The organism is Salinibacterium sp. GXW1014, assembly GCF_044769865.1.
Lineage (GTDB): Bacteria > Actinomycetota > Actinomycetes > Actinomycetales > Microbacteriaceae > Homoserinimonas.
Genome location: NZ_JBIZWA010000002.1, coordinates 187,797 through 207,568, shown reverse-complemented (window position 1 = coordinate 207,568; position 19,772 = coordinate 187,797). Strand labels below are relative to the sequence as shown.

At 68.5% G+C, this 19,772-nt stretch carries 16 protein-coding genes; 7 read left to right on the top strand and 9 right to left on the bottom strand.

Going from position 1 to position 19,772, the window contains the following annotated elements; translation table 11 throughout:
- Positions 1-12: 12 nt before the first annotated feature.
- Positions 13-1,758, bottom strand: a complete 1,746-nt coding sequence (locus tag ACIQK7_RS10775; RefSeq protein WP_403024557.1) for a hypothetical protein — start codon at positions 1,756-1,758, stop codon at positions 13-15.
- 73 nt (positions 1,759-1,831) lie between these two features.
- Between ACIQK7_RS10775 and ACIQK7_RS10770 the strand changes: the two genes are divergently transcribed.
- The 7 genes from ACIQK7_RS10770 (at position 1,832) to ACIQK7_RS10740 (ending at position 10,940) form a co-directional block, all read left to right on the top strand.
- On the top strand, positions 1,832-3,343 hold the full coding sequence (locus ACIQK7_RS10770; protein WP_403024555.1) for an SDR family NAD(P)-dependent oxidoreductase: 1,512 nt from the start codon (positions 1,832-1,834) through the stop codon (positions 3,341-3,343).
- Positions 3,343-4,176, top strand: a complete 834-nt coding sequence (locus ACIQK7_RS10765; RefSeq protein ID WP_403024552.1) for an aminoglycoside phosphotransferase family protein — start codon at positions 3,343-3,345, stop codon at positions 4,174-4,176. The genes ACIQK7_RS10770 and ACIQK7_RS10765 overlap by 1 nt, the downstream gene beginning before the upstream one ends.
- 167 nt (positions 4,177-4,343) lie before the next feature.
- Entirely contained in the window at positions 4,344-5,567 is a 1,224-nt protein-coding gene (locus ACIQK7_RS10760; RefSeq protein WP_403024549.1) for an ABC transporter ATP-binding protein, read from the top strand.
- Positions 5,564-7,315: an ABC transporter permease gene (locus tag ACIQK7_RS10755; protein ID WP_403024546.1), complete on the top strand. Its 1,752-nt coding sequence runs from the start codon at positions 5,564-5,566 to the stop codon at positions 7,313-7,315. The genes ACIQK7_RS10760 and ACIQK7_RS10755 overlap by 4 nt, the downstream gene beginning before the upstream one ends.
- Before the next feature lie 65 nt (positions 7,316-7,380).
- Positions 7,381-8,412: an ABC transporter substrate-binding protein gene (locus ACIQK7_RS10750; RefSeq protein WP_403024543.1), complete on the top strand. Its 1,032-nt coding sequence runs from the start codon at positions 7,381-7,383 to the stop codon at positions 8,410-8,412.
- Positions 8,413-8,484: 72 nt separating this feature from the next.
- Positions 8,485-9,696: a cytochrome P450 gene (locus tag ACIQK7_RS10745; RefSeq protein WP_403024540.1), complete on the top strand. Its 1,212-nt coding sequence runs from the start codon at positions 8,485-8,487 to the stop codon at positions 9,694-9,696.
- Positions 9,697-9,731: 35 nt separating this feature from the next.
- Complete coding sequence (locus ACIQK7_RS10740) at positions 9,732-10,940, top strand: cytochrome P450 (RefSeq protein ID WP_403024538.1); 1,209 nt, start codon at positions 9,732-9,734, stop codon at positions 10,938-10,940.
- Here the strand turns inward: ACIQK7_RS10740 and ACIQK7_RS10735 are convergent.
- Genes ACIQK7_RS10735 through ACIQK7_RS10700 form a run of 8 tightly spaced genes read right to left on the bottom strand, consistent with a single transcriptional unit; the run spans position 10,937 to position 19,771 of the window.
- On the bottom strand, positions 10,937-11,869 hold the full coding sequence (locus tag ACIQK7_RS10735; RefSeq protein ID WP_325210648.1) for a PaaX family transcriptional regulator C-terminal domain-containing protein: 933 nt from the start codon (positions 11,867-11,869) through the stop codon (positions 10,937-10,939). The two genes, ACIQK7_RS10740 and ACIQK7_RS10735, sit on opposite strands and share 4 nt — an antisense overlap.
- Entirely contained in the window at positions 11,866-13,143 is a 1,278-nt protein-coding gene (locus ACIQK7_RS10730; protein WP_403024534.1) for a 2-hydroxyacyl-CoA dehydratase, read from the bottom strand. Before ACIQK7_RS10730 ends, ACIQK7_RS10735 begins: the two co-directional genes overlap by 4 nt.
- Positions 13,140-14,333 carry a 2-hydroxyacyl-CoA dehydratase gene (locus ACIQK7_RS10725; protein WP_403024532.1) on the bottom strand — a complete coding sequence of 398 codons (1,194 nt, stop codon included), beginning with the start codon at positions 14,331-14,333 and terminating at the stop codon, positions 13,140-13,142. The genes ACIQK7_RS10730 and ACIQK7_RS10725 overlap by 4 nt, the downstream gene beginning before the upstream one ends.
- Entirely contained in the window at positions 14,326-15,564 is a 1,239-nt protein-coding gene (locus ACIQK7_RS10720; protein ID WP_403024529.1) for an MFS transporter, read from the bottom strand. Before ACIQK7_RS10720 ends, ACIQK7_RS10725 begins: the two co-directional genes overlap by 8 nt.
- A gap of 34 nt (positions 15,565-15,598) precedes the next feature.
- Positions 15,599-16,843 carry a CaiB/BaiF CoA transferase family protein gene (locus ACIQK7_RS10715; RefSeq protein WP_403024527.1) on the bottom strand — a complete coding sequence of 415 codons (1,245 nt, stop codon included), beginning with the start codon at positions 16,841-16,843 and terminating at the stop codon, positions 15,599-15,601.
- Positions 16,844-16,863: 20 nt separating this feature from the next.
- Positions 16,864-18,003 (bottom strand): CapA family protein, encoded by a 1,140-nt coding sequence (locus ACIQK7_RS10710; RefSeq protein WP_403024525.1) that lies wholly within the window; start codon positions 18,001-18,003, stop codon positions 16,864-16,866.
- The gene (locus ACIQK7_RS10705; protein WP_403024522.1) at positions 18,000-18,800 is read right to left on the bottom strand and encodes an amino acid ABC transporter ATP-binding protein; all 801 of its coding nucleotides are present in this window, start codon (positions 18,798-18,800) and stop codon (positions 18,000-18,002) included. The genes ACIQK7_RS10710 and ACIQK7_RS10705 overlap by 4 nt, the downstream gene beginning before the upstream one ends.
- Positions 18,797-19,771: an amino acid ABC transporter permease gene (locus ACIQK7_RS10700; protein WP_325210655.1), complete on the bottom strand. Its 975-nt coding sequence runs from the start codon at positions 19,769-19,771 to the stop codon at positions 18,797-18,799. Before ACIQK7_RS10700 ends, ACIQK7_RS10705 begins: the two co-directional genes overlap by 4 nt.
- Between the last annotated feature and the right edge of the window lies 1 nt (position 19,772).

The window sequence follows — 19,772 nt, the reverse complement described above, 5'->3', positions numbered from 1 at the left end:
CTCGATCCTGCCCTAGTCGCGGCGTGCCGGCTGACGCGGCAGCACACGTCGGGGTGGGGCGACGCGCGGCAGCCTGCCCACGTGCGGCGCCGCGAGCAGCACGACTGAGATGGCGCCCGCAAGCACGACGGTGGCCACGCCCGGCCAGGAGAGGGCCGCGGATGCCGTGAGCATCGCGAGCAGGATGGCCCTGTAGACGAGGCCACCGAGCCACAGGCGCGGCGGATGCGGCACCCGCCGCCACGCGATCCTGGCCGCGTGCTGTCGCCAGAGCGCCTCGTTGATCCACAGCCCCAACACGGCGACTGCGACGGCCGCGACGATCCAGGCCGCATTCTCCCCGAGCAGGTCGGTGAGGGCCGAGGGCGTCCATTCGACCGGGCCGAGAAGCAGCGGGCCGAGCAGCAGCACGGTCGCCGAGAGCGCGAGCACGAGCATCCGCTGCAGTCCCAACGCACGCACCCCGCGGGAGTGCCGGATGCGACGCAGCGACGCGTGCGCATCCGCGGCGGGCACCGGAAGGTCGAGCAGGAGGCGCGCGATCGGGTCGACGACCTGGGGGATGTTGCCCGCATAGGCGAGGTGTTCCGTGAACGGCCAGGCCGTGTTGTGCACGGGGCGCTCCTCCGGCCCGGGGGCAGGATTCCGTGGAGTCGTGCGCTCGAAGGATTCCCGCCAGCGGCGCAGGCGGTTGACGGCGGTCGTCGAGATCGACCCGGAGGGGAAGGGATCGAAGACGCCCCAGAAGTTGCTCCAGCGCACAGGCGGCTCACGCCGTGACCAGCCCACGACCGGGTTCTCCATCGCGGGGAGGTCCTGGGCTGGCCCCGACCATCGCGCGCGCCCGAGGAGCGTGACGGCCGCGCCGACCGTGATGAGCGCATCGACGCGGGGCGGCCTGTGACCGTCGGGCCGGTTGAAGAGCACGTCCGCCGCGATCGAGGCACCCTGGGAGTGCCCAAGCACCACGAGCCGGCCCTCGCCGCCATTGGCCGCGACCGCACGCTCGAGCCGACCCTCTGCCTCGCCCAGGGCCTCCTCCACGACGCGACGCATCGCGGCGGCCCGCACTGGTCGACGTGTCCACGCGGCCGCATCACCGATGAACTCCACGACAAGCTCCACGATGGGTCCGAGCACTCGGGCGACACCGGGGATGAGCAGCACGGGGCCGATGAGGATCAGCACGGCATACCCAGCGAGGAGGAGTGCGCCGAGCCCGAGCCCGAGGATGACGAGCGCTGCCACGGTGGTCGCCGCGGTGGCCACGATCAGCGGCAGCAGCAGGATCGCCCAGACGGCGCGCGGCACCGATGTTCGCGCGGCGGCCCAGCCCGGGAGCGCGACGACATCGAGCATCATCTGCACGAGGAGCCGTGCGATGAAGCCGCCGAGACGACCGATCGTGCGCCGGAGAAAGCTGAGGCCCCAGACGAAGGTCTCGCCCCTGCCGAGCCCGGGGAACGCCTCCGCCCAGCGGGCCTCCGTGATCGTCACCTCGACGAGACGCTCGGCGCCCGAGTCATCCGTCACCTGGGTCGCCACGACCACCCTCGGGTCCTGGTCGACATCGAGATCGACCGCGACGAGGCGAGCGGATGCTTCGTCTCCCGCGAGCCAATCGATACGCCGAACCAGCGGCTCCGCCCACCTCAGGAGCGTCTCTCGGGGCCGCTGCCGGCCCATGCCATGCACGAGCACGAGTTCAACGAAAGACACGTGCAGAGGCACGTGCTCCCCGTGGCCGACGTCGTTCATGCTGCCGAGGATACGAGCAGCGCATGACAATGTGGCAGGCGGCTCCATGCCTGCGCCGGGTAGAATCGGCCCAATGAGCGCCGCCCCAGAATCGTCGACCGACGTGTCGCCCGCGACAGGCCACGACGGGATAGACCCCGACGATCTCGCCACAGCCCTACGGGTGCTCGCGGAACTCGATCGCCTCGACGACGAACATCCCGACTTCGTGGCCGTGCGCCGCGCGACGGCACGGATGTTCAAGGCCGTCAAGCGCAACCGCAAGGTCGAGAAGCGCAGTGCCATCGCGGAGGCCGACCGTGCCGTCGTCGCGGCGACCGCGACGGGTGCGCCCGACCGCATCGACGACGAGACTCGCGGCGTGCCGCTCGCGCCGGGCACGACCGCCCCCATCGCCGGCCACCTCATCAAGTCGCGCGCCTGCTACATCTGCAAGCAGCACTACACGCAGGTCGACGCCTTCTACCACCAGCTCTGCCCCGACTGCGCCGCCTTCAGCCACGAGAAGCGCAACGCCCGCACCGACCTCACGGGCAAGCGTGCCCTGCTGACGGGTGGCCGCGCGAAGATCGGCATGCACATCGCCCTCCGACTGCTGCGCGACGGCGCCCACACGACCATCACGACGCGCTTCCCCCGCGACGCCGTGCGCCGCTTCTCCTCGCTCGAGGACTCAGAAGAGTGGCTCCACCGCCTGCGTGTCGTCGGCATCGACCTGCGCGATCCGGCCCAGGTCATCGGCCTTGCAGACTCCGTCGCCGAGCAGGGCCCGCTCGACATCCTCATCAACAACGCCGCCCAGACGGTGCGCCGCTCCCCCGGTGCCTACAGCGCACTCGTCGAGGCTGAGCGGGCTCCCCTGCCAGACGGCCCCCAGGTCGAACTCGTGACCTTCGGCCACACGAATGACCAGCATCCGCTCTCCATCGCGGCCTCGGTCACGGCGCATCCGCTGCTCGCTCGCACGGCTGTCGACGCCGACCGACGCACGGCGGCAGAAGCGCTCGCGGCCGAGGCGATGATGGCGGGGTCGTCGTCACTCGAGCGACTCGCCGCCGGCACCGCGATCGACGCCGGCGGGCTCATCCCCGACGAAGACCGCATCAACAGCTGGACGCAGCACGTGCAGCAGGTCGAGCCGCTCGAGATGCTCGAGGTGCAGCTCGCCAACGCGACCGCGCCCTTCCTGCTCATCAGCCGCCTCCGCGCAGCGATGGCCGCGTCACCGGCCCGTCGCAAATACGTCGTCAACGTCTCGGCGATGGAGGGCCAGTTCTCGCGGCGCTACAAGGGCCCGGGGCATCCGCACACCAACATGGCGAAGGCCGCCCTCAACATGCTCACCCGCACGAGCGCTGGCGAGATGCTCGAGACCGACGGCATCCTCATGAGTGCCGTCGACACCGGGTGGATCACCGACGAACGCCCGCACCACACGAAGGTGCGCCTCGCGGAGGAGGGCTTCCACGCTCCCCTCGATCTCGTCGACGGCGCGGCGCGGGTCTACGACCCGATCGTGATGGGCGAAGCGGGGACCGACCTGTTCGGCGTCTTCCTCAAGGACTACAAGCCCGCCGCCTGGTAATGCCGATGTGGACCCCCGCGCAGCCCGAGGACTACCTCGCACAGTGGGGGCTCACCGTGGCCGGTGAGACGCTGACAACCCCGTCGTCGACGCTCATCCCGGTATCGTTCGACGGCCGGGACGGGATGCTCAAGGTCGCCCGCATCGACGAGGAGGCGCGCGGCAACAGCGTGCTGGCATGGTGGAACGGTGCCGGTGCGGCGCCCGTCTGGCGCGTCGACGAGCACGCGGTGCTGCTGGCGCGAGCCACCGGCCGCTCACTCGCCACCATCGCCATCGACGGCGACGATCATGCCGCAACCCTCGAGCTCTGTTCCCTCGCCCAGACCCTGCACGGGGCATCCGCCGTCTCGTCGCCGCCCGTGGGGCTCGTGGCGCTGGCCGACTGGTTCCGTGAGCTGTTCGAGATGGCCGAGCACGATCCTCACGGAGCCGACGGTCTCTGGAGTCGCGCAGCAGGTCTCGCCGCGACACTCCTCGCGGATGCGAGCCAGGACGTCGTGCTGCACGGCGACCTGCACCACGACAATGTGCTCGATTTCGGCGACGGCGACTGGCGTGCCATCGATCCGAAGGGCGTGCATGGCAACCGACTCTTCGACTACACGGTGCTGCTTCGAAACCCGCGGAGAGATGTCGCCCTCGAGCGTTTCGAGAAACGGGTCGAGCTCATCGCCGAGTCAAGCGGTGCTGCCGTGAACACCGTGCTCGGGTGGGCCATCGCGTCGTGCGCACTGAGCGCGGCCTGGTCGACGCACGACGGCGACAGCGAAGCCGCATCCGCGAGCCTCGAACTCGCGAGGCTTGCCGAGCGGATGCTGCGCGACGCCTAATGCTGCGCGCTTGAGCGTGTGAGGCAACAGCACCCTACGCGTAGGGTCGGCGGTGCGACGGCACGCCGACGCCGGTGCGACGCCCTGCGCGCGTAAATTGCTAGACAGAATAGTTGACGACCGTTATCGTTGATGAGCACAAGTACTCGAATCAATGGAGATCTCGAATGCCGCTCAGCACCGCAGCGACCAACGCCCCGGCAACGCGCGCCAACGCGGCGACCATCCCGGCACCCGCCGTGCGCGTCACGGCACTCCGCAAGCGATTCCGCCGCGAGGACGGTAGCGAGGTGCTCGCCATAAACGACGTGAGCTTCGACGTCGACCCAGGCGAGTTCATCGTGCTGCTGGGCCCGAGCGGTTGCGGAAAGACGACGCTGCTCCGCACGATCGCAGGGTTGGAGACGCCGGATGAGGGCACGATCGAGATTGCGGGACGCACACTCTATGACTCCTCCCGAGGCATCGCGGCACCGCCGGAGCGCCGCGGCATCAGCATGATCTTCCAGTCCTATGCCCTCTGGCCGCACATGACCGTCTTCAAGAATGTGGCCTACCCGCTCGCGAGCCGCAAAGGTGTGCGCCTCAGCAAGGACGAGGTCGCCCAGCGGGTGCGCACGGCCCTGACGCAGGTCGGCATTCCGGAACTGGAGCGCCAGTACCCCGGGCAGATGAGCGGTGGCCAGCAGCAGCGCGTGGCACTCGCGCGCGCCCTCGTGAGCAACGACGAGGTCATTCTCTTCGACGAACCGCTCTCCAACGTCGATGCCAAGGTGCGCGAGCAACTGCGCCTCGAACTCGTCTCGATGCAGCGCAGGCTCGGCTTCTCGGCGCTCTTCGTCACGCACGACCAGACCGAGGCCATGGAACTCGCGACCCGAATCGCGGTCGTCGACTCGGGGCGGATCGCCCAGTTTGGCACCCCGCAGGAGATCTACTCGCGACCGGCCACGCGATATGTCGCACGCTTCATCGGCGCGATCAATGAGAGCGAGGGGGTCGTCGCGCAAGCGGATGCCTCAGGCCTCGTGATCGACACCCCGCACGGTCGCATCGCCTCGACCGACACCTCGGCCGGCCTCGAAGTGGGTGACGCGGCGGTCGCACTCTGGCGCCCGGAGCGCGGCGTGCTGACTGAGAGCGAACCCACGACGGTCAACCGCTGGGAGATGACGGTCGACGCGACCCTCTTCGTCGGCTCGCACACGGAGTACCTCGTGCGGCACGGCGAGATGACGGCAAGGCTGTGGAGCCCGCGCTTCGACGACGTCGCGGCAGGAGAATCAGCCTGGGTCTCGGTGCGCCCCGACGACGTGCGGGTGCTCCCCGCAAGCGATCCAGAGGGTGGGCCGCTCGTGACGGGCTCGGTCGCGACTCGGGCGACGCGATGACCCAGACCATGACGAAGCCGCCGAGCCGCCTCGGCCGCCTCCGCGAGAAGCGCACGACTCCCTTCGACGCCGTCACTGTCGCGATCGCACTCCTCCTGATCGCGATCGTCATCATTCCCCTCGGGCGCGTCGTCGTCGGGATGTTCTGGGTCGACGGGCAGTTCACGACGGGGCCGATCGCCCGCACGCTCGCGGTCCCCGACCTGCCGCAGCTCATCCTCAACACGCTCATCGTCGTCGCGGGCAGCAGCATCCTTGCCGTCGTCATCGGCGTGCTCCTTGCCTGGCTGAACGAGCGCACGACGGCACGGATGGGCGTCATCGGCGATGCCCTCCCCCTCCTGCCCTTCCTGCTGCCGCCCGTCGCGGGAGCGGTCGGCTGGACCATGCTGCTCTCGCCCCGCGCCGGGCTGCTCAACGCCTGGTTCCGTGACTTCATCGGCATCTTCGGCATCGAGATGGAGACCGGCCCCTTCAACATCAACAGTTGGTACGGGCTCGTCATGGTGTTCGCGTTCTACGCGGTGCCCTTCGTCTACATGAACGCGGCCGCGAGCCTGCGCAGCTTCGACACGAGCCTTGAGGAGGCATCGCGGCTGAGCGGCGCCAGCCCCCTCCGCACGCTCGTCAAGGTCACGCTCCCCGCGATCGCCCCCGGCATCGGTGCGGGCCTCCTCCTGAGCATCTGGTTCGGCTTCGGCATGTTCTCGATCCCCTCGATCATCGGAACACCCGCCGGCATCGACGTGCTCTCGGTGCGCATCGTGCAGCTGCTGACCTTCACCTATCCCCCGGAGACGGATGTCGCGGTCGGCCTCAGTGCCTTCATCGTGCTCTTCGTCGGCCTCGCCTACGCGCTGCAGGTGCGCATCCTGCGCAAGGGGCGCTACGCGACCCTCACGGGCAAGGGGGCCCGCTCGAACCCCACGAACCTCGGTGTGTGGAAGTGGCCGCTCCGCGGGCTCATGCTCCTCTACGTCGCCGGTTCGACGCTGCTGCCGATGTTCGCGCTCGTCATCGTCTCGCTCAACGGCTACTGGACGCCGAAGATCGGATGGGACAGCCTCTCCCTGCGGGCGCTCCAGGCGGCCGTGATCGACGACCGCATCACGCGGGAGGCACTCGCCAACAGTCTCGGACTCGGCGTCGTGGGCGGGCTCATCGGCATCATCGCGGCAGCGCTCGTCGCCCTCTACGTCGCGCGCAAGCGAACCGGGTTCGCGCAGGCGCTCGACCTCGGCATCAAGATGCCGGCCGCCGTCTCCAACATGGTCATCGCCGTCGGCATCCTGCTCCTGCTCGCTGGGCCACCGTTCGGCCTCGGGGGCACGCTGGCCATCCTCCTGATCGGCTACATCGCCCTCTACCTACCCCAGGCATCCATCGCGGCGGATGCGGCGGTCAGCAGTGTCGGCAAGGAACTGCCCGAGGCATCCGCTATCTCTGGCGCCTCGCCCCTTCGCACCTTCGTGAAGGTCTACCTGCCGCTCATGGTGCCGGGCCTCGTCGCGGGGTGGGCACTGCTCTTCATCCGGATGGTGGGTGACCTGACGGCGTCGGCGATCCTCGCCGGCACGGGCAACCCCGTCGTCGGGTTCAGGATCCTCGAGGTGTTCAACGGCGGCTCCTATGCGCTGCTCGCCGCTCTCTCGACCGTGCTCGTGCTCATCACCGCGACCGTGCTCGTTGTCGTGATGGTCTACGCACGCCGCAAGTCCCGCTTCGGCATCACGGCCAAGATCGGCTAGCCGTCCGTCTGTTCCACCCACCGCAGAAACACTCACCCGAGTAACACCGAGCAAGGAGGCAATCAATGAAGATTCGCAACGCAGCACTCGCGGCAGGGCTCGTGGCAGCCCTCGCCATGACAGGTTGTAGTGGCGGCGGCGGAGGGGGCGGCACCACGGCGCCCGACGTGACCGTCGACGATCCCGCACTCCAGGAACTCATCGACGCAGCGACGGAAGAGGGCGAGATGACCCTCTACAGCATCATCGATGAGGGGCCCATGCGGGCGGTCGCCCAGGCGTTCACCGACAAGTACGGCGTCGACGTCAGCGTGCAGCGACTCGTCTCGGCCGACCTGCAGCAGCGCTACTCGGCAGAGGCCGAGGCGGGCGCGACGGTCGCCGATGTCGTCATGCTGACGCACTCGCCGTTCTACTCTGACGGCTTCGACAAGGGATGGCTGACGCCCCTCGCGGATGCCGACATCCCCGGGTTCGACGAGTACCCGGCCGACTTCGTGCGCAACGACGGCGGTGCGGCGATCGTGAGCCTCGTGCCCACGCGCCTCGTCTACAACACCGACGCGGTCGAGGAGGAGCCGACGAGCTGGGAGGAGTACGCCGACCCCAAGTACAAGGGCAAGCTGCTCTTCGCCGCGCCAGACACCTCGCCCGCGAACCTGACGTTCTGGTCGCTCATGGTGGACGAGTTCGGCGAGGACTTCCTGCGCGACGTGGCCAAGAACGAGCCGACGTGGATGAACAGCGCCGTCGTGACGACGCAGGGTGTCGCTGCAGGCGAGGGCGACCTCGCCCACCCCGGCGTGCTCGCAATCGTCAACACCCTCAAGAAGGAGGGCGCTCCCGTCGAGGCAGCACTGCTCGGCCCCACGACGGGACCCGAGATCGGCATCGCCCTCTCGGCGGAGAGTCCGAGCCCCAACGCCGCGAAGCTCTTCGCGCACTTCCTTCTCTCGCAGGAGGGCAGCGAGGTGCTCGCCGAAGAGACCGGCGACGGCTCACCCTTCGGTCTCAACATGGTCGACGGCTGGGTCTCGCCCGGCCCCGTCAATGACGAGACCAAGGCGAAGATCAACGAACTGCTCGGCGCGAACTGATCGCATGACGGCGCCCGGGCCAGGCCGGGCGCCGTCATCCTCGCCCCGGCAGCAGCAGCACAAGGAGGACCCATGATCGACGCAAGCACGACCGACGAACGGCGCGGTGCCCACGACTTCGACCCGGTGCGTCCGGCCGAGACATTCACGAGTGCGCACGAGGAGTTCAATGAACTGCGGCCGAAGCATCCGGTCGCTCGCAGCCAGGAGTACGACGGCTTCTGGGCCGCCCTCAGCTACGACGCGGTGCTCAACGTCATCACCGACATCGAACACTTCACGACCTCCAAGCAGAACGCCGTGCCCAAGTTCGCCTTCACGGGCGTGCGCCCTCCCCTGCACCTCGACCCGCCGGAGCACACCGACTACCGCCGCATCATCAACAAGGCCTTCACGCCGCCGAAGATGCGTGCCCTCGAGCCGAAGGTGCGGGCATCCGCCGTGGCGCTCCTCGACCCGCTCATCGATGCCGGCTGGGCGGATGTCTGTGCCCAGTACGCCCACAAGTTCCCCGCCTACGTCTTCGCCGACTTCTTCAATCTCGACGTCGAGACCTCGCAGACCATCAAGTCGGTGACGGGCACCTACGTCGACGCGATCCAGGTGCTCAACCACGATGTGGTTAAGAGCCTGAGCGGAAGGCTCTACGAGATCGCCCAGGGCATCATCGACGAGCGCAAGGCCGGCGGCTACGACCCCGAAGTAGACCTCACCGCGGCGCTCCTGGCCGCCCGTCCCGACGGCGAGCCGCTGCCGGAGGCGATGGTGCTCGGCACCGTGCGCCAGCTCATCGTGACGGGCATGGTCGCCCCGAGCGTCTTCATCGGCAACATGTTCGTGCATCTCGCCCGCGACCCCGAACTGCAGGAGCAGCTTCGACGTGACCCCACGCTCATCCCCGCGGCGGTCGAGGAGTTCCTGCGCCTCTACTCGCCCTACCGCGGCATGGCCCGCACGGCCCGCGAAGACGTCGTGCTCGAGGGGCAGCTGATCCGCAAGGACGACCCCATCGCGCTCGTCTACACCTCGGCCAACCGCGACGAGAGCGTCTTTCCCGACGGGGAGAAGTTCGTGCTGAACCGGCCCAACATCGCCAAGCACATCTCCTTCGGCCGCGGCACGCACAGCTGCCCGGGCGCGCCCCTTGCCCGAATGATGATGGTCATCACGCTCGAGGAGGCCCTCGCTCGCAGCGCGAGCTTCACGGCGGCCGGGGATCCCGAGATGGCGATCTGGGCGGAGTGGGGCACACGGTCTGTGCCGCTCGACTTCGTGCGGGCGTAGGCCGCGCCGCTCCCTCTCGCCAGCAAAGGAACTCCATGAGCATCACGACTTCTCCCAACGGCAGCCCCATCCCGGACGACTTCGACGCTGGCGCGCCCGAGACCTTCGACAGTCCCCACGCGATGTATCGACAGCTCCGGGATGAACATCCCGTCGCCCGCTCGAATGCCTACGGTGGCTTCTGGGCCCTCACGCGCTTCGCTGACGTTGAGGCGGCGGCAAAGGATTCCGACCTCTACATCTCATCCGTGCGCGCGGTCGTGCCGAGCGATCCCCGAGGCATTCGCCGCCCGCCCCTCAACTTCGACGCACCGGCGCACTCCCCCTTTCGCCGTGCGCTCGACCGCACCCTGCACCACTCCCGCCTCGAACGGATCGAGGCCAAGTTGCAGGAACACGCCGCCCGCGAGATCACGCCGTTCATCGAGGCCGGCACGAGCGACATCTGCCAGGGCTTCGGCACGATCTACCCTGCCTTCACCGCAGCAGAGTGGCTCAATCTCGACCATGACGACGTCTACCGACTTGCATCGACGGCATCCGAGTGGGTGGATGCCTGGCGGCGACAGGACGGAGAACTCGTCACCGAACGCAGCAACGAGATGTACGACATGGCCCGCGCCCTCGTCGCCGATCGCAAGGCGAACCCACGGCCCGTCGAGACCGATCCCGCCAGCTCGCTGCTCTCTGAGGAATACGAGGGTGCCCCACTCAGCGAGGAGCTCGTGGTCGGCGCCCTGCGCCAGTCCCTCGTCGTCGGCATGGTGGCTCCGCCCATTCTTCTCGGCGGCATCTGCGTGCACCTGGCACGCGACCCCGAACTCCAGCAGCAGCTCCGCGAGAACCCCCAGCTGCTCCCCGCCGCGGTCGAAGAGTTCGTGCGTCTCTACACCCCCTACCGCGGCTTCGCGCGCACAGTGGCCGAACCGGTCACTCTCCATGGCCGCACGATCAATCCCGACGAACCTGTGACGCTCGTCTACGCATCCGCGAATCGCGACGAGCGAGTGTTCGAACGCCCCGACGAGTTCATCCTCGACCGGCCCAACATCATGAAGCACCTGGGATTTGGGCGCGGACGCCACCGCTGCGTCGGCATGTCCCTTGCGAGGCTCAGCCTGCGCATCGCCCTCGAGGAACTCCTCCGACGCACGAGCAGCATCGAGCTCGCGGGCGAGATCGAGACGACACGGATGCCCGAGGTCGGCGCCCAGGGTGTGCCCCTGCGCGTGACGGCCGCCTAGGCGTCGCGCGAGGTGTGGTGCGAGGCCAGCTGGGCGAGGTCGCGGTCGACATTGCCGATGATCTGCCGGAAGCGGCCCTCAGCCGTCGTGCCCAGCTCATCGTAGATGCGGTAGGCGACCTCGCGGGCGCGACGACGCGGCCAGTCCTCCGGCAGGAGCTCGGCGGGCAGGCTCGGGTCGACCTGTCGGAACTGCAGCCACTCGCTCATGACCTCGGTGCGCAGCACGAGCGCCTCGCTGGGGGCGATCCGGCCCGCGACGACGGCCTCGATCATGGGCTCGTGCCTTGCGATGAAGTCGCGGTAGTCCGCCTCGAGTTCGCGCAGGTCGAAGACATCGACGAACGAGAGATCGCGGCCGGGTCGCGGCAGGATCTCGCCCCGCATGACACTCGCATCCGCGACATCAAGTTGTTCCAGGAGCGCGAGCGCCTGCTCGGTCCTGTGATGTGGGGAGACCCAGATCGCATCGTTGAGCAGCCCGAACTTGAGGTCACGCAGGCCGTTGCGCAACAACCTGCGCACGTCCCTGGCCTTCTCGGGGATCGAGAATGACACGATGGTCCACTGCCCGTCCCAATCGGTGAACTCGAGGCCGAAGCGCAGCACGCGGCTGCGCCTCGCCGCGGTCGACTCCGTCATCTGCTCCGGGATGCCGTAATACGTGGTGCGTCCAGACTTCGACTGCTCGAGCATCCGGCGGTTCGTCAAGCGACGCATGGCCTGACGCGCGCTGCTCTCGGTGACGTCGAACTCGGCGAGGAGATCGACGAGTGCAGAGGACGGGATCTTCTCGCGCCGGCCAAACCAGTAGTCGCCGAGCAGCGTGACAATGAGGTACTGCGGCTCGCGGCCCGTCGTGGAACGGGGCAGGTGGGGCCCGCTTGGGAGGAAGTCCATCCTCGATTCGCCCCTCGTCGGCGTGGTCATGACTGCTCCACGTTATCCGAGGACAGCACCGATTTCGTGAGCCACGTCGCAACGCGACCCCTGAACTCGTCGACATCATAGGAACTGTCGTCAGCATTGTCGGCATGCACCTCGATCACGGGGATGCCCGCCGCCTCGAGGGCGCGGGTGGTCGCCCAGTTGCCGCGCGGGTCATCCGACACAAGATGCACGACGCCGTCGACGCCGTGTTGGCGCGCCTGGTGCACGTACCACTCGGCTGACATGGGCGGCACGTAGAGGTGCTCGTGGAAGCCGACGAAGCGGGCAGCAAGGGCACGGAGTGGGTCGTCTCCGTAGCGAAGATAGCCGTCGGCCGCGATCGCGAGGTACATCGACCACACGAACACCGCACCGTACTCCTGCTCGAAGTGCCGGTAGAAGCCGAGGTCGAACCAGAGCCCGCGGCCCACCCACATGAGCCTCGCACGCTCGGGGTTCGCGAGTGCGCTGCCGCTCTCTACCCGCGCCTCCACCTCCCGGTAGAGCTGTTCGGCGGCGTCCCGCCCCCACTCCGTGCCCCGATGCCACTGCGGCACCATGACTGAAGAGATGCTGTCGTTGACGCTCACGGGGCACGGCACGGCGCTCGCGAGGAGGTCACGCGTGCGGCGATTCCACTCCGCCTGCTCGTTGCCGAGCGCCATGATCTCCGCGAGCCGTGACGGGTCGAACCTCGTGCCGGTCTCCTCCTCGAGGAACACGATGAGCTCGCGGAGCTCGTCGACCATGAGGTCGATGCGATGTGAGCCGGTCAGGCGCTCCCAGTCGTGCGGGAGGGCATCCCACCATTCGCCGTCCATCTCCGGCTCCGCCGAGTTCTCGAGGGGAAAGAAGGTAATGCCCTCCTGCTCCCCCCACACATCGAACACCTTGCGCGTGACGTCACCCGTGATGTCGCCCAGCACGAGGAACGGTCGAGGAAGGCCACCCCAAGGCGCCGTTGCGGGGTCGCTGTCGAAGACCGAACCGAGGCCGATCGCGTTGTACTGCTCGGAGTCACGCGGCAGCCCGCGCTCAGCGACAAGGTCGAGGTAGCGCTGCGCGCCAGACCTCGAGGCGGCGATGGATGACCACCACTGGTTGACGACATAGGGGATGTCGAAGGCACGAAGGAGTTCGTGCGGGGTGTCGGCGTTCACGAGCGCGAAGCGCCCCCCGTTCGCCACGTGCTCCTGCAGCCCGCGGAACCACTCGCGCTGGTAGGCGACCGCATCCCCCGCCGCGGTCAGGCGGTCACCGCGGTGTCGGCTCATCGGTTGACTCCCGTCTGCTCTGGTGCCCGGAGGGCCACGTCGAGCTCCTCCGCGTCGATCGCCCCGTAGGGCTGTCGCACGACGACGGCCGAGGGCACGGATGCCGCGGCCCGCTGCGCAGCGAAGTCCCACAGCGGCGCCTCGTCCATGACCCGCACGTAGCTCAGCAGGAGTTCGGCCCCCGTGCATCCGATTCGCTTCGCCGTGTGTTCCGCCCTCGCCGTGATGGACGCCCGTTGCGCTGTCGGCCCGTTGTACTGGTACCGGTCGGCGATCGCGTCGAGGAGACTCTCCAGGTCGCGGGCGGGGGCAACGTCCCGTTCCGCGAGCAACTCGCCGCGGTCGTGGTCCTCCCCCACGATCGTCGCACCATGGGCCTCGATCGCCCGGTAGACGTCGGGGCTGTCGTGTGTGCTGCCGGTCACGAAGATGCGCGTACCGTCGCGCGGCGCAAGCTGGTCGCCGCCCGCGGCAAGCGACTCGAGGCATCCGGCGTATCGCTCCCCTGGCAGCCTGTCGGCCGCAGCGAAGACCGCAAGGGCGTCCACCCCGCTGAGCCTTGGATCGGGCGAACGGCGAAGCCCCATGACGGCCCGCTGCAGTTCGCGTCGCCGATTATGGGCAATCACGGCTCGCTCAAGCTCGGCGCCGGTGACCCGGTTGCCAGTCCATCGCTCGAGCACCTCGAGCAGCTGACGCACCCGCACGCGGTTGTAGCGCGCGGTCGATTCGCGCGGCAGGTGCAGGATGTCGACCAGATAGACGGGCGGCACGGCGATCTCGGGCGTGACCCGGCGCATCTCCCTCAGCACATAGAAGAGCCGCTGGGATGCGTCGCAGTCACTCGAGATCACGATCGCGTCGAGGCGCCCGAAAGCGCCGTCGAGGATGCCCTCCATGAGCGAGCGCATAGCGGGGTCAAGCCCCTTGCCGAGGTATCGGTCGGCGCCCTCCGTTGCCCAGCTCGGGTTCCCGCGAAGCCGAAGCGCGACGGCGCCGGCCGCATCGATGATCTCGAGCGGCACATCCTGGCCGACGGTCCCGACGATGAATGCCTCCGGTCGGTGCGAATCATCACGACGCGCCGCGCTGTTGATCTCGGCGAGGGCGGATGCTGCGGACATGGGTGGCACGAAAACTCCCTGGGTGGGCTGGGCGATGGGCGGCGGTGCGGCGTTGCTCTCAGCCATCGGCGACCACCTCCCTTTGCATTCGCTGTCGCCCAAGGGCGAGAAAGACCACGCCCGCGCACGCTGCCGTGACGACGGCGGCGACGCCGAGCGCCGTCTGGCCCGAGGTCAGGTCGATCAGCACGCCCACGAGGAGCGCACCGATGGGGGCGACCCCCTGCTGGCCCATCGTCACGAGCGACATGGTGCGGCCGAGGGCGTGTGGCGCCGACTCACCCTGCGCTGCGCCGCTCAGCACGCCCTGGTAGACGCCGATCCCGACGCCGAGCAGAGGCGCCGCCATGAGGAACAGCAGGAGGCTGGGAGCGGCGGCATTGACCGCGAGGGTCACGGAGAAGAGTAGGCACGCCGGCACGAGGGTGAGTGCCCCTAGTCGTGTGTAGCGGGCGAGCAGCAGCCCGCCGACGACCGCGCCGACAGCGTTGAGAGCGTGGGTCGCGCCGAGTTGCCCCGCGTCTCCCTCGAAGGAGAGCGAGACGATCGACGTGAGCACGACGTTCATGTTCATCGCCGCGACCGTGACGATGACGTTGACCGCGAGGATGACGAGGAGCGCCCGGTTCGAGCGCACCTCCCTCAGGTTCTCGCGCACGGTCGGGCGTGGCCCCTCCGCGCGCACGCGCGAATGAAGCTCGGTGGGCCTGATGAGCAGCACGGCGACAAGCACCGCGAGATAGGTTGCCGCGTTGATGAGCAGGCATGCCGTCGGGCCGACCGCGAGGAACGCCACCCCCGCAAGCCCCGGCCCGATTGACCGTGCCGCCGAGATGTACACGGTGCTCAGCACGACCGCGTTGCGCAGGAGCTCGGCGCCCACAAGCTCATAGATGAAGGCTTGAGCGGCGACCCGCTCGAAGGCGTGCACGCATCCCGAGACGACGATGAGGCCATAGAGCCAGCCGAGCGAGGGCTCCTCCTGGCCCACCGCGAACGCCAGCCCGCACGTCACGAGCACGGCGATGGCGGATGTCACGGCCAGGATGTTTCGCGGCGGCACCGAGTCGGCGAGCCTCCCGGCGGGCGCCCCCAACAGCAGGATCGGCCCGAACTGGGCCACCGTGACGAGCGCGAGCGCACTCGCACTGCCCGTGATCTGCACGACGATGAGCGAGATGGCGAGGTTCTGGAACCAGGTTCCCGTGTTTGAGACGAGCTGGCCCGTGAAGTAACGCGTGAAATTGGGCACACGGAAGGCCGCGAGCGATCCGTTCGCGCCCTCTGCAGCCTTCACGACCGACTCCGCTTTCGTCACTCGTCCAGGCCGCTCACAGCGCACCGGTGTCGCGAAGTCTCGCGATCTGCTCGTCGGCGTAGCCGAGGAGGGAGCGCAAGACAGTTTCCGTGTGTTCGCCGAGGCCGGGCGCGGGCTCGTTGAGGGAGGTGTCGCTCGCGGACAGTCGCATGGGCAGCCCCGCGCCGAACAGCTCCTCCTGCACCCCAAAGTTCGGGTGCGCGAGTTGCACGACCTCGCCCCTCTCGCGTACGAGTGGATCGCGCACGGCTTCCGCGGTGCTGCGCACGGGCGCGGCCGGCACGCCCGCCGCCTCGAGGCGGGCCGTCGCATCCGCCGTCGTGAGGTGCTGCGCCCACTGGGCGATCATGGCGTGGAGGGTGTCCGCGTTCGCCACCCTCCCGTCGCGACGTGCGAAGCGCTCGTCGTCGACAAGCTCGGGAGTGCCCAGCGCGGTCATGACGCCGCGCGCGAACTCGTCGGTCGGCGCGCACAGCGCGAACCAGCCGTCGCTCGTCGCGAAGGTGCCGAAGGGGGCGAGGCGCGGAACGTAGTCGCCCGTGCGGAGCGGCAGGCCGATCTTCTCGAAGGCATCGAAGGGCTCGCAGGCCACGAGCGAGGTGAGGGCACCGAGCATCGAGACGTCGACGTGTTGCCCCTCGCCCGTGCGTTCGGCCTGCAATACGGCCGCGAGCGTGCCGATCACGCCGAAGAGGGGCGCCACGAGGTCGCCGATCGGCAACCCGAAGCGCACGGGACCGTCGCCGGGCTTGCCTGCCGTCATCATGACGCCGCTCAACGCCTGGATGATCGTGTCCATGGCCTTGCCCGTGCCGGCGCCGCCCTGGGCGCCGAAGCCGCTGATCGACGTGTAGACGAGCGCGGGGTTCAGGTGCCGCACGCTCTCATAGTCGATGCCAAGGCGCGAGGTGACGCCGGCGCTGTAGTTCTCGACGACGATGTCGGCGTTGGCCACGAGATCGAGGAAGACCTGGCGAGCCTCGGGGTGCTTCATGTTGAGCGTCACGCTCTCCTTGTTTCGCCCCCGGAGCATCATCGAGACCGACATGTCCTCGTCGCTCGTCCGCAGCACGCTCAACCCCTCGCGCGTCACATAGGGAGAGTTGTTGCGCGAGCTGTCCCCTCCCCGCGTCGGGTTCTCGACCTTGATGACTCGCGCGCCGAGGCCCGCAAGCAGGAGCGTCGCGTAGGGGCCCGAGAGGGCGGTCGTGAGGTCGATGACGGTCTTGCCCTCGAGCGGGCGTGCGGTGGTGCTCATGTGGTGCTTGTCCTTCCAGGTCACGCGTCGGGCGCTGAGACGCGGACTTCGCGGCCCTGCCAGCTGAACCGTGTGTCGAGTTCGACCTCGCGCGTGATGTCTTCGATGTATGCGGCGACCTGCCGCCCCTTCTCGTCGTCCCCGAGCGGCACCGGTCGCGCATCGTCGTCGATCCAGCACGGGATGAATCCGCCCGAGACCGCGCCCTGCTCGTCGACCGAGATCACGGCGATCGCCGTGTTGCGACTCTCGGGGTGGAAGGCATAGGTGGGCATCGCGGGGTCGGGGCTGAAGCCGAACAGCTTCTTGCGCCGCTTCGCCCACGCCTGGCGCTCGGGTGAGTTCTCGTCGCCGCTCGAGAGGGCGGATGTCACGGTCACGAAATTGCCCAAGCCGTGGAAGATTGGCGCACCACGGTAGACCTCGATGCCCCGCATGATGTGCGCGTGATGGGCGATGACGGCGGATGCCCCGGCGTCGACGGCCGCGCGGGCGATTGCGAACTCATACGCCGCGATCTCAGCCGGCAGGTGCCCGATGCCCTTGTGCAGCGCCGCGATCACGATGTCGACCCGCCCTGCGAGCTCGCGCACGGCATCCGTGAAGGTGCGCAGCGAGGCGGGGTCGCAGAAGCTGTAGACGGTGGGCGGCCCGCCGGGGTTGGCGCTGTCGAGCTCGTAGTGCGTGATGACCTTGACGGATGCCGCACCCGGCTTGCGCGACGTCGCCCACGATTCCCGGGGGCCGACGCAGTTGACGTTGATGACGCCGATGCGGTGGCCACCCCGTTCCACGATGGCGGGCTCCCACGCCTCCGTGAGGTTCATTCCCGCGCCGGTCGGGGTCATGCCCGCCTCGCGGCACAGCCGCACGGTGTCGGCGATCCCCTGCGGGCCGCAGTCGTAGATGTGGTTGCCCGCCAGGGTCGCGACGGCGAAGCCAGCGCGTCCCGCCGCAGCGAGGTTCGCGGGGTCGGCCGGAGGGGCCGGCACGTCGACGCTCGCGCACTCAGTCGAGGTCGTGTGTGGCACCTCGACCTGGGCGATGGCCAGATCCGCCTGTTGCAACAGCGGCGTGCTCGCCTCGAAGTAGAAGTCGGGATTCGGCTCGTCGAGCACGAGGTCGCCGACCGCCATGATCGTCACCGGCTGCTTCATCATGAGACCGCCTGCCTTCCCTCGGAGTACCGCGTGAGGAACGACCTGAGACGGTCGGTGCGCGGCGAGGCGAAGAACTCCGCCGACGGGCCCTCCTCGACGACGCGACCCTCCGCCATGAAGACGCAGCGGTCGGCGACCTCGCGGGCGAAGTCCATCTCGTGGGTCACCACGACCATCGTCATGCCGGCACGCGCGAGGCTCTTCATGACCGCGAGCACCTCGTCGACGAGTTCCGGGTCGAGTGCGCTCGTCGGCTCATCGAAGAGGAGCACACGCGGATTCGGGGCGACGGCGCGGGCAATCGCGACCCGCTGCTGCTGGCCGCCGGAGAGCTGCCGCGGGTGCGCATCCGCCTTGTCCGACAGCCCGACCTTCTCGAGAAGTTCGAGCGCGCGGGCGCGAGCCTTCGCGGCGGGCACCCGATGCACCTTGGTGGGAGCCTCCGTGATGTTGCGCAGCACACTCCAGTGCGGGAACAGGTTGAACTGCTGGAAGACCATCCCCATCTGCCTGCGCTGCTGCTCCACCTGGCGCTCGCTGCGGGGACGGAGGCCCCCGCGATGCTCCTCAAAGCCGAGGAGTTCGCCGTCGAGGTACATTGCGCCGCCATCGATCGACTCGAGCTGGTGCAGGCAGCGCACGAGTGTCGACTTGCCGGAACCGGACGGTCCCAAGATCGCAACGACATCACCCTCGGCGACGCTCAGGTTCACTCCGTCCAGGGCCAGGGTGTCACCGAATCGCTTCACGACGCCCCGTGCCTCCAGCACGGTCTTGCGGGTGGTCTCGGCGTTCATGCGCCCTTCCCCTTCCTGCGCGCGCGCCCCGTGGCATCCGTCTCGCCGGCGGGTTCTGGGAGCGCAACGGCGCCAGTGAGCATCGTGCGCACCTGCCCCGTCTTCGGCATCGCCGTGGCGGCACGGTCGTAGCCGCGGCCGAAGTAGCGCTCGATGCGGCGCTGCCCCATCGTGAGCAGGGTCACGACGACGAGATACCAGATGACCGCGACGAGGAGCAGCGGCACGACCTGGTAGGTGCGGTTGTAGATGACCTGCACGGAGTGCAGCAGGTCACCCATGGCGATGACGGAGACGAGCGACGTGCCCTTGAGCAGCCCGATGAACTGACTGCCCGTGGGCGGGATGATGACGCGCATCGACTGTGGCAGCACGACCTTCATGAAGGTCTGCAGGCGGCTGAAGCCCATCGCCCTCGCGGCATCCTTCTGGCCCGTGTCGACCGCGAGGATGCCGGAGCGCACGATCTCCGCCATGTAGGCGGCCTCGTGCAGGCTCAGGCCGATGATGGCGGCCGTGAGCGGACTGATGAGGTCGTTCGACGACCAGGAGTAGAGCTCGGGGCCGAATGGCACGCCGATCGAGATGCGCGGCACGAGGTACGCGAGGTTGAACCAGAAGATCAGCTGCACGAGGGGCGGGATGCCGCGGAAGACCCCGACATAGAGCTGACAGATCCAGCGCACGGGGCCGAAGTCGCTCAGTTGCCCGGCCGCGATGAGCGTGCCGAGCACCGAGCCGATGACCATGCCGACGATCGTCAGGAAGATCGTCATCCACAGGCCCGTGAGCACGTTCGGATTGAAGAGATAGCTCGCGACGACGCCCCACTCGAGGCGTTCGTTCGTCACGAGGAAGATGACGACCTGCAGCATCACGATCGCGATCGCGGCGCCGCCGACGAGTCGCCACGGCCGGAACCGGGGTCGGGCGGATGCGACGTCATGCGTCGCGAGGGCTGGGGTGCTCATT

Bases quoted from the DNA above. Each gene is read 5' to 3' on its own strand.
- ACIQK7_RS10775 (WP_403024557.1), bottom strand. From the start codon at position 1,758: ATGAACGACGTCGGCCACGGGGAGCACGTGCCTCTGCACGTGTCTTTC.
- ACIQK7_RS10770 (WP_403024555.1), top strand. From the start codon at position 1,832: ATGAGCGCCGCCCCAGAATCGTCGACCGACGTGTCGCCCGCGACAGGC.
- ACIQK7_RS10765 (WP_403024552.1), top strand. From the start codon at position 3,343: ATGCCGATGTGGACCCCCGCGCAGCCCGAGGACTACCTCGCACAGTGG.
- ACIQK7_RS10760 (WP_403024549.1), top strand. From the start codon at position 4,344: ATGCCGCTCAGCACCGCAGCGACCAACGCCCCGGCAACGCGCGCCAAC.
- ACIQK7_RS10755 (WP_403024546.1), top strand. From the start codon at position 5,564: ATGACCCAGACCATGACGAAGCCGCCGAGCCGCCTCGGCCGCCTCCGC.
- ACIQK7_RS10750 (WP_403024543.1), top strand. From the start codon at position 7,381: ATGAAGATTCGCAACGCAGCACTCGCGGCAGGGCTCGTGGCAGCCCTC.
- ACIQK7_RS10745 (WP_403024540.1), top strand. From the start codon at position 8,485: ATGATCGACGCAAGCACGACCGACGAACGGCGCGGTGCCCACGACTTC.
- ACIQK7_RS10740 (WP_403024538.1), top strand. From the start codon at position 9,732: ATGAGCATCACGACTTCTCCCAACGGCAGCCCCATCCCGGACGACTTC.
- ACIQK7_RS10735 (WP_325210648.1), bottom strand. From the start codon at position 11,869: ATGACCACGCCGACGAGGGGCGAATCGAGGATGGACTTCCTCCCAAGC.
- ACIQK7_RS10730 (WP_403024534.1), bottom strand. From the start codon at position 13,143: ATGAGCCGACACCGCGGTGACCGCCTGACCGCGGCGGGGGATGCGGTC.
- ACIQK7_RS10725 (WP_403024532.1), bottom strand. From the start codon at position 14,333: ATGGCTGAGAGCAACGCCGCACCGCCGCCCATCGCCCAGCCCACCCAG.
- ACIQK7_RS10715 (WP_403024527.1), bottom strand. From the start codon at position 16,843: ATGAGCACCACCGCACGCCCGCTCGAGGGCAAGACCGTCATCGACCTC.
- ACIQK7_RS10710 (WP_403024525.1), bottom strand. From the start codon at position 18,003: ATGATGAAGCAGCCGGTGACGATCATGGCGGTCGGCGACCTCGTGCTC.
- ACIQK7_RS10705 (WP_403024522.1), bottom strand. From the start codon at position 18,800: ATGAACGCCGAGACCACCCGCAAGACCGTGCTGGAGGCACGGGGCGTC.
- ACIQK7_RS10700 (WP_325210655.1), bottom strand. From the start codon at position 19,771: ATGAGCACCCCAGCCCTCGCGACGCATGACGTCGCATCCGCCCGACCC.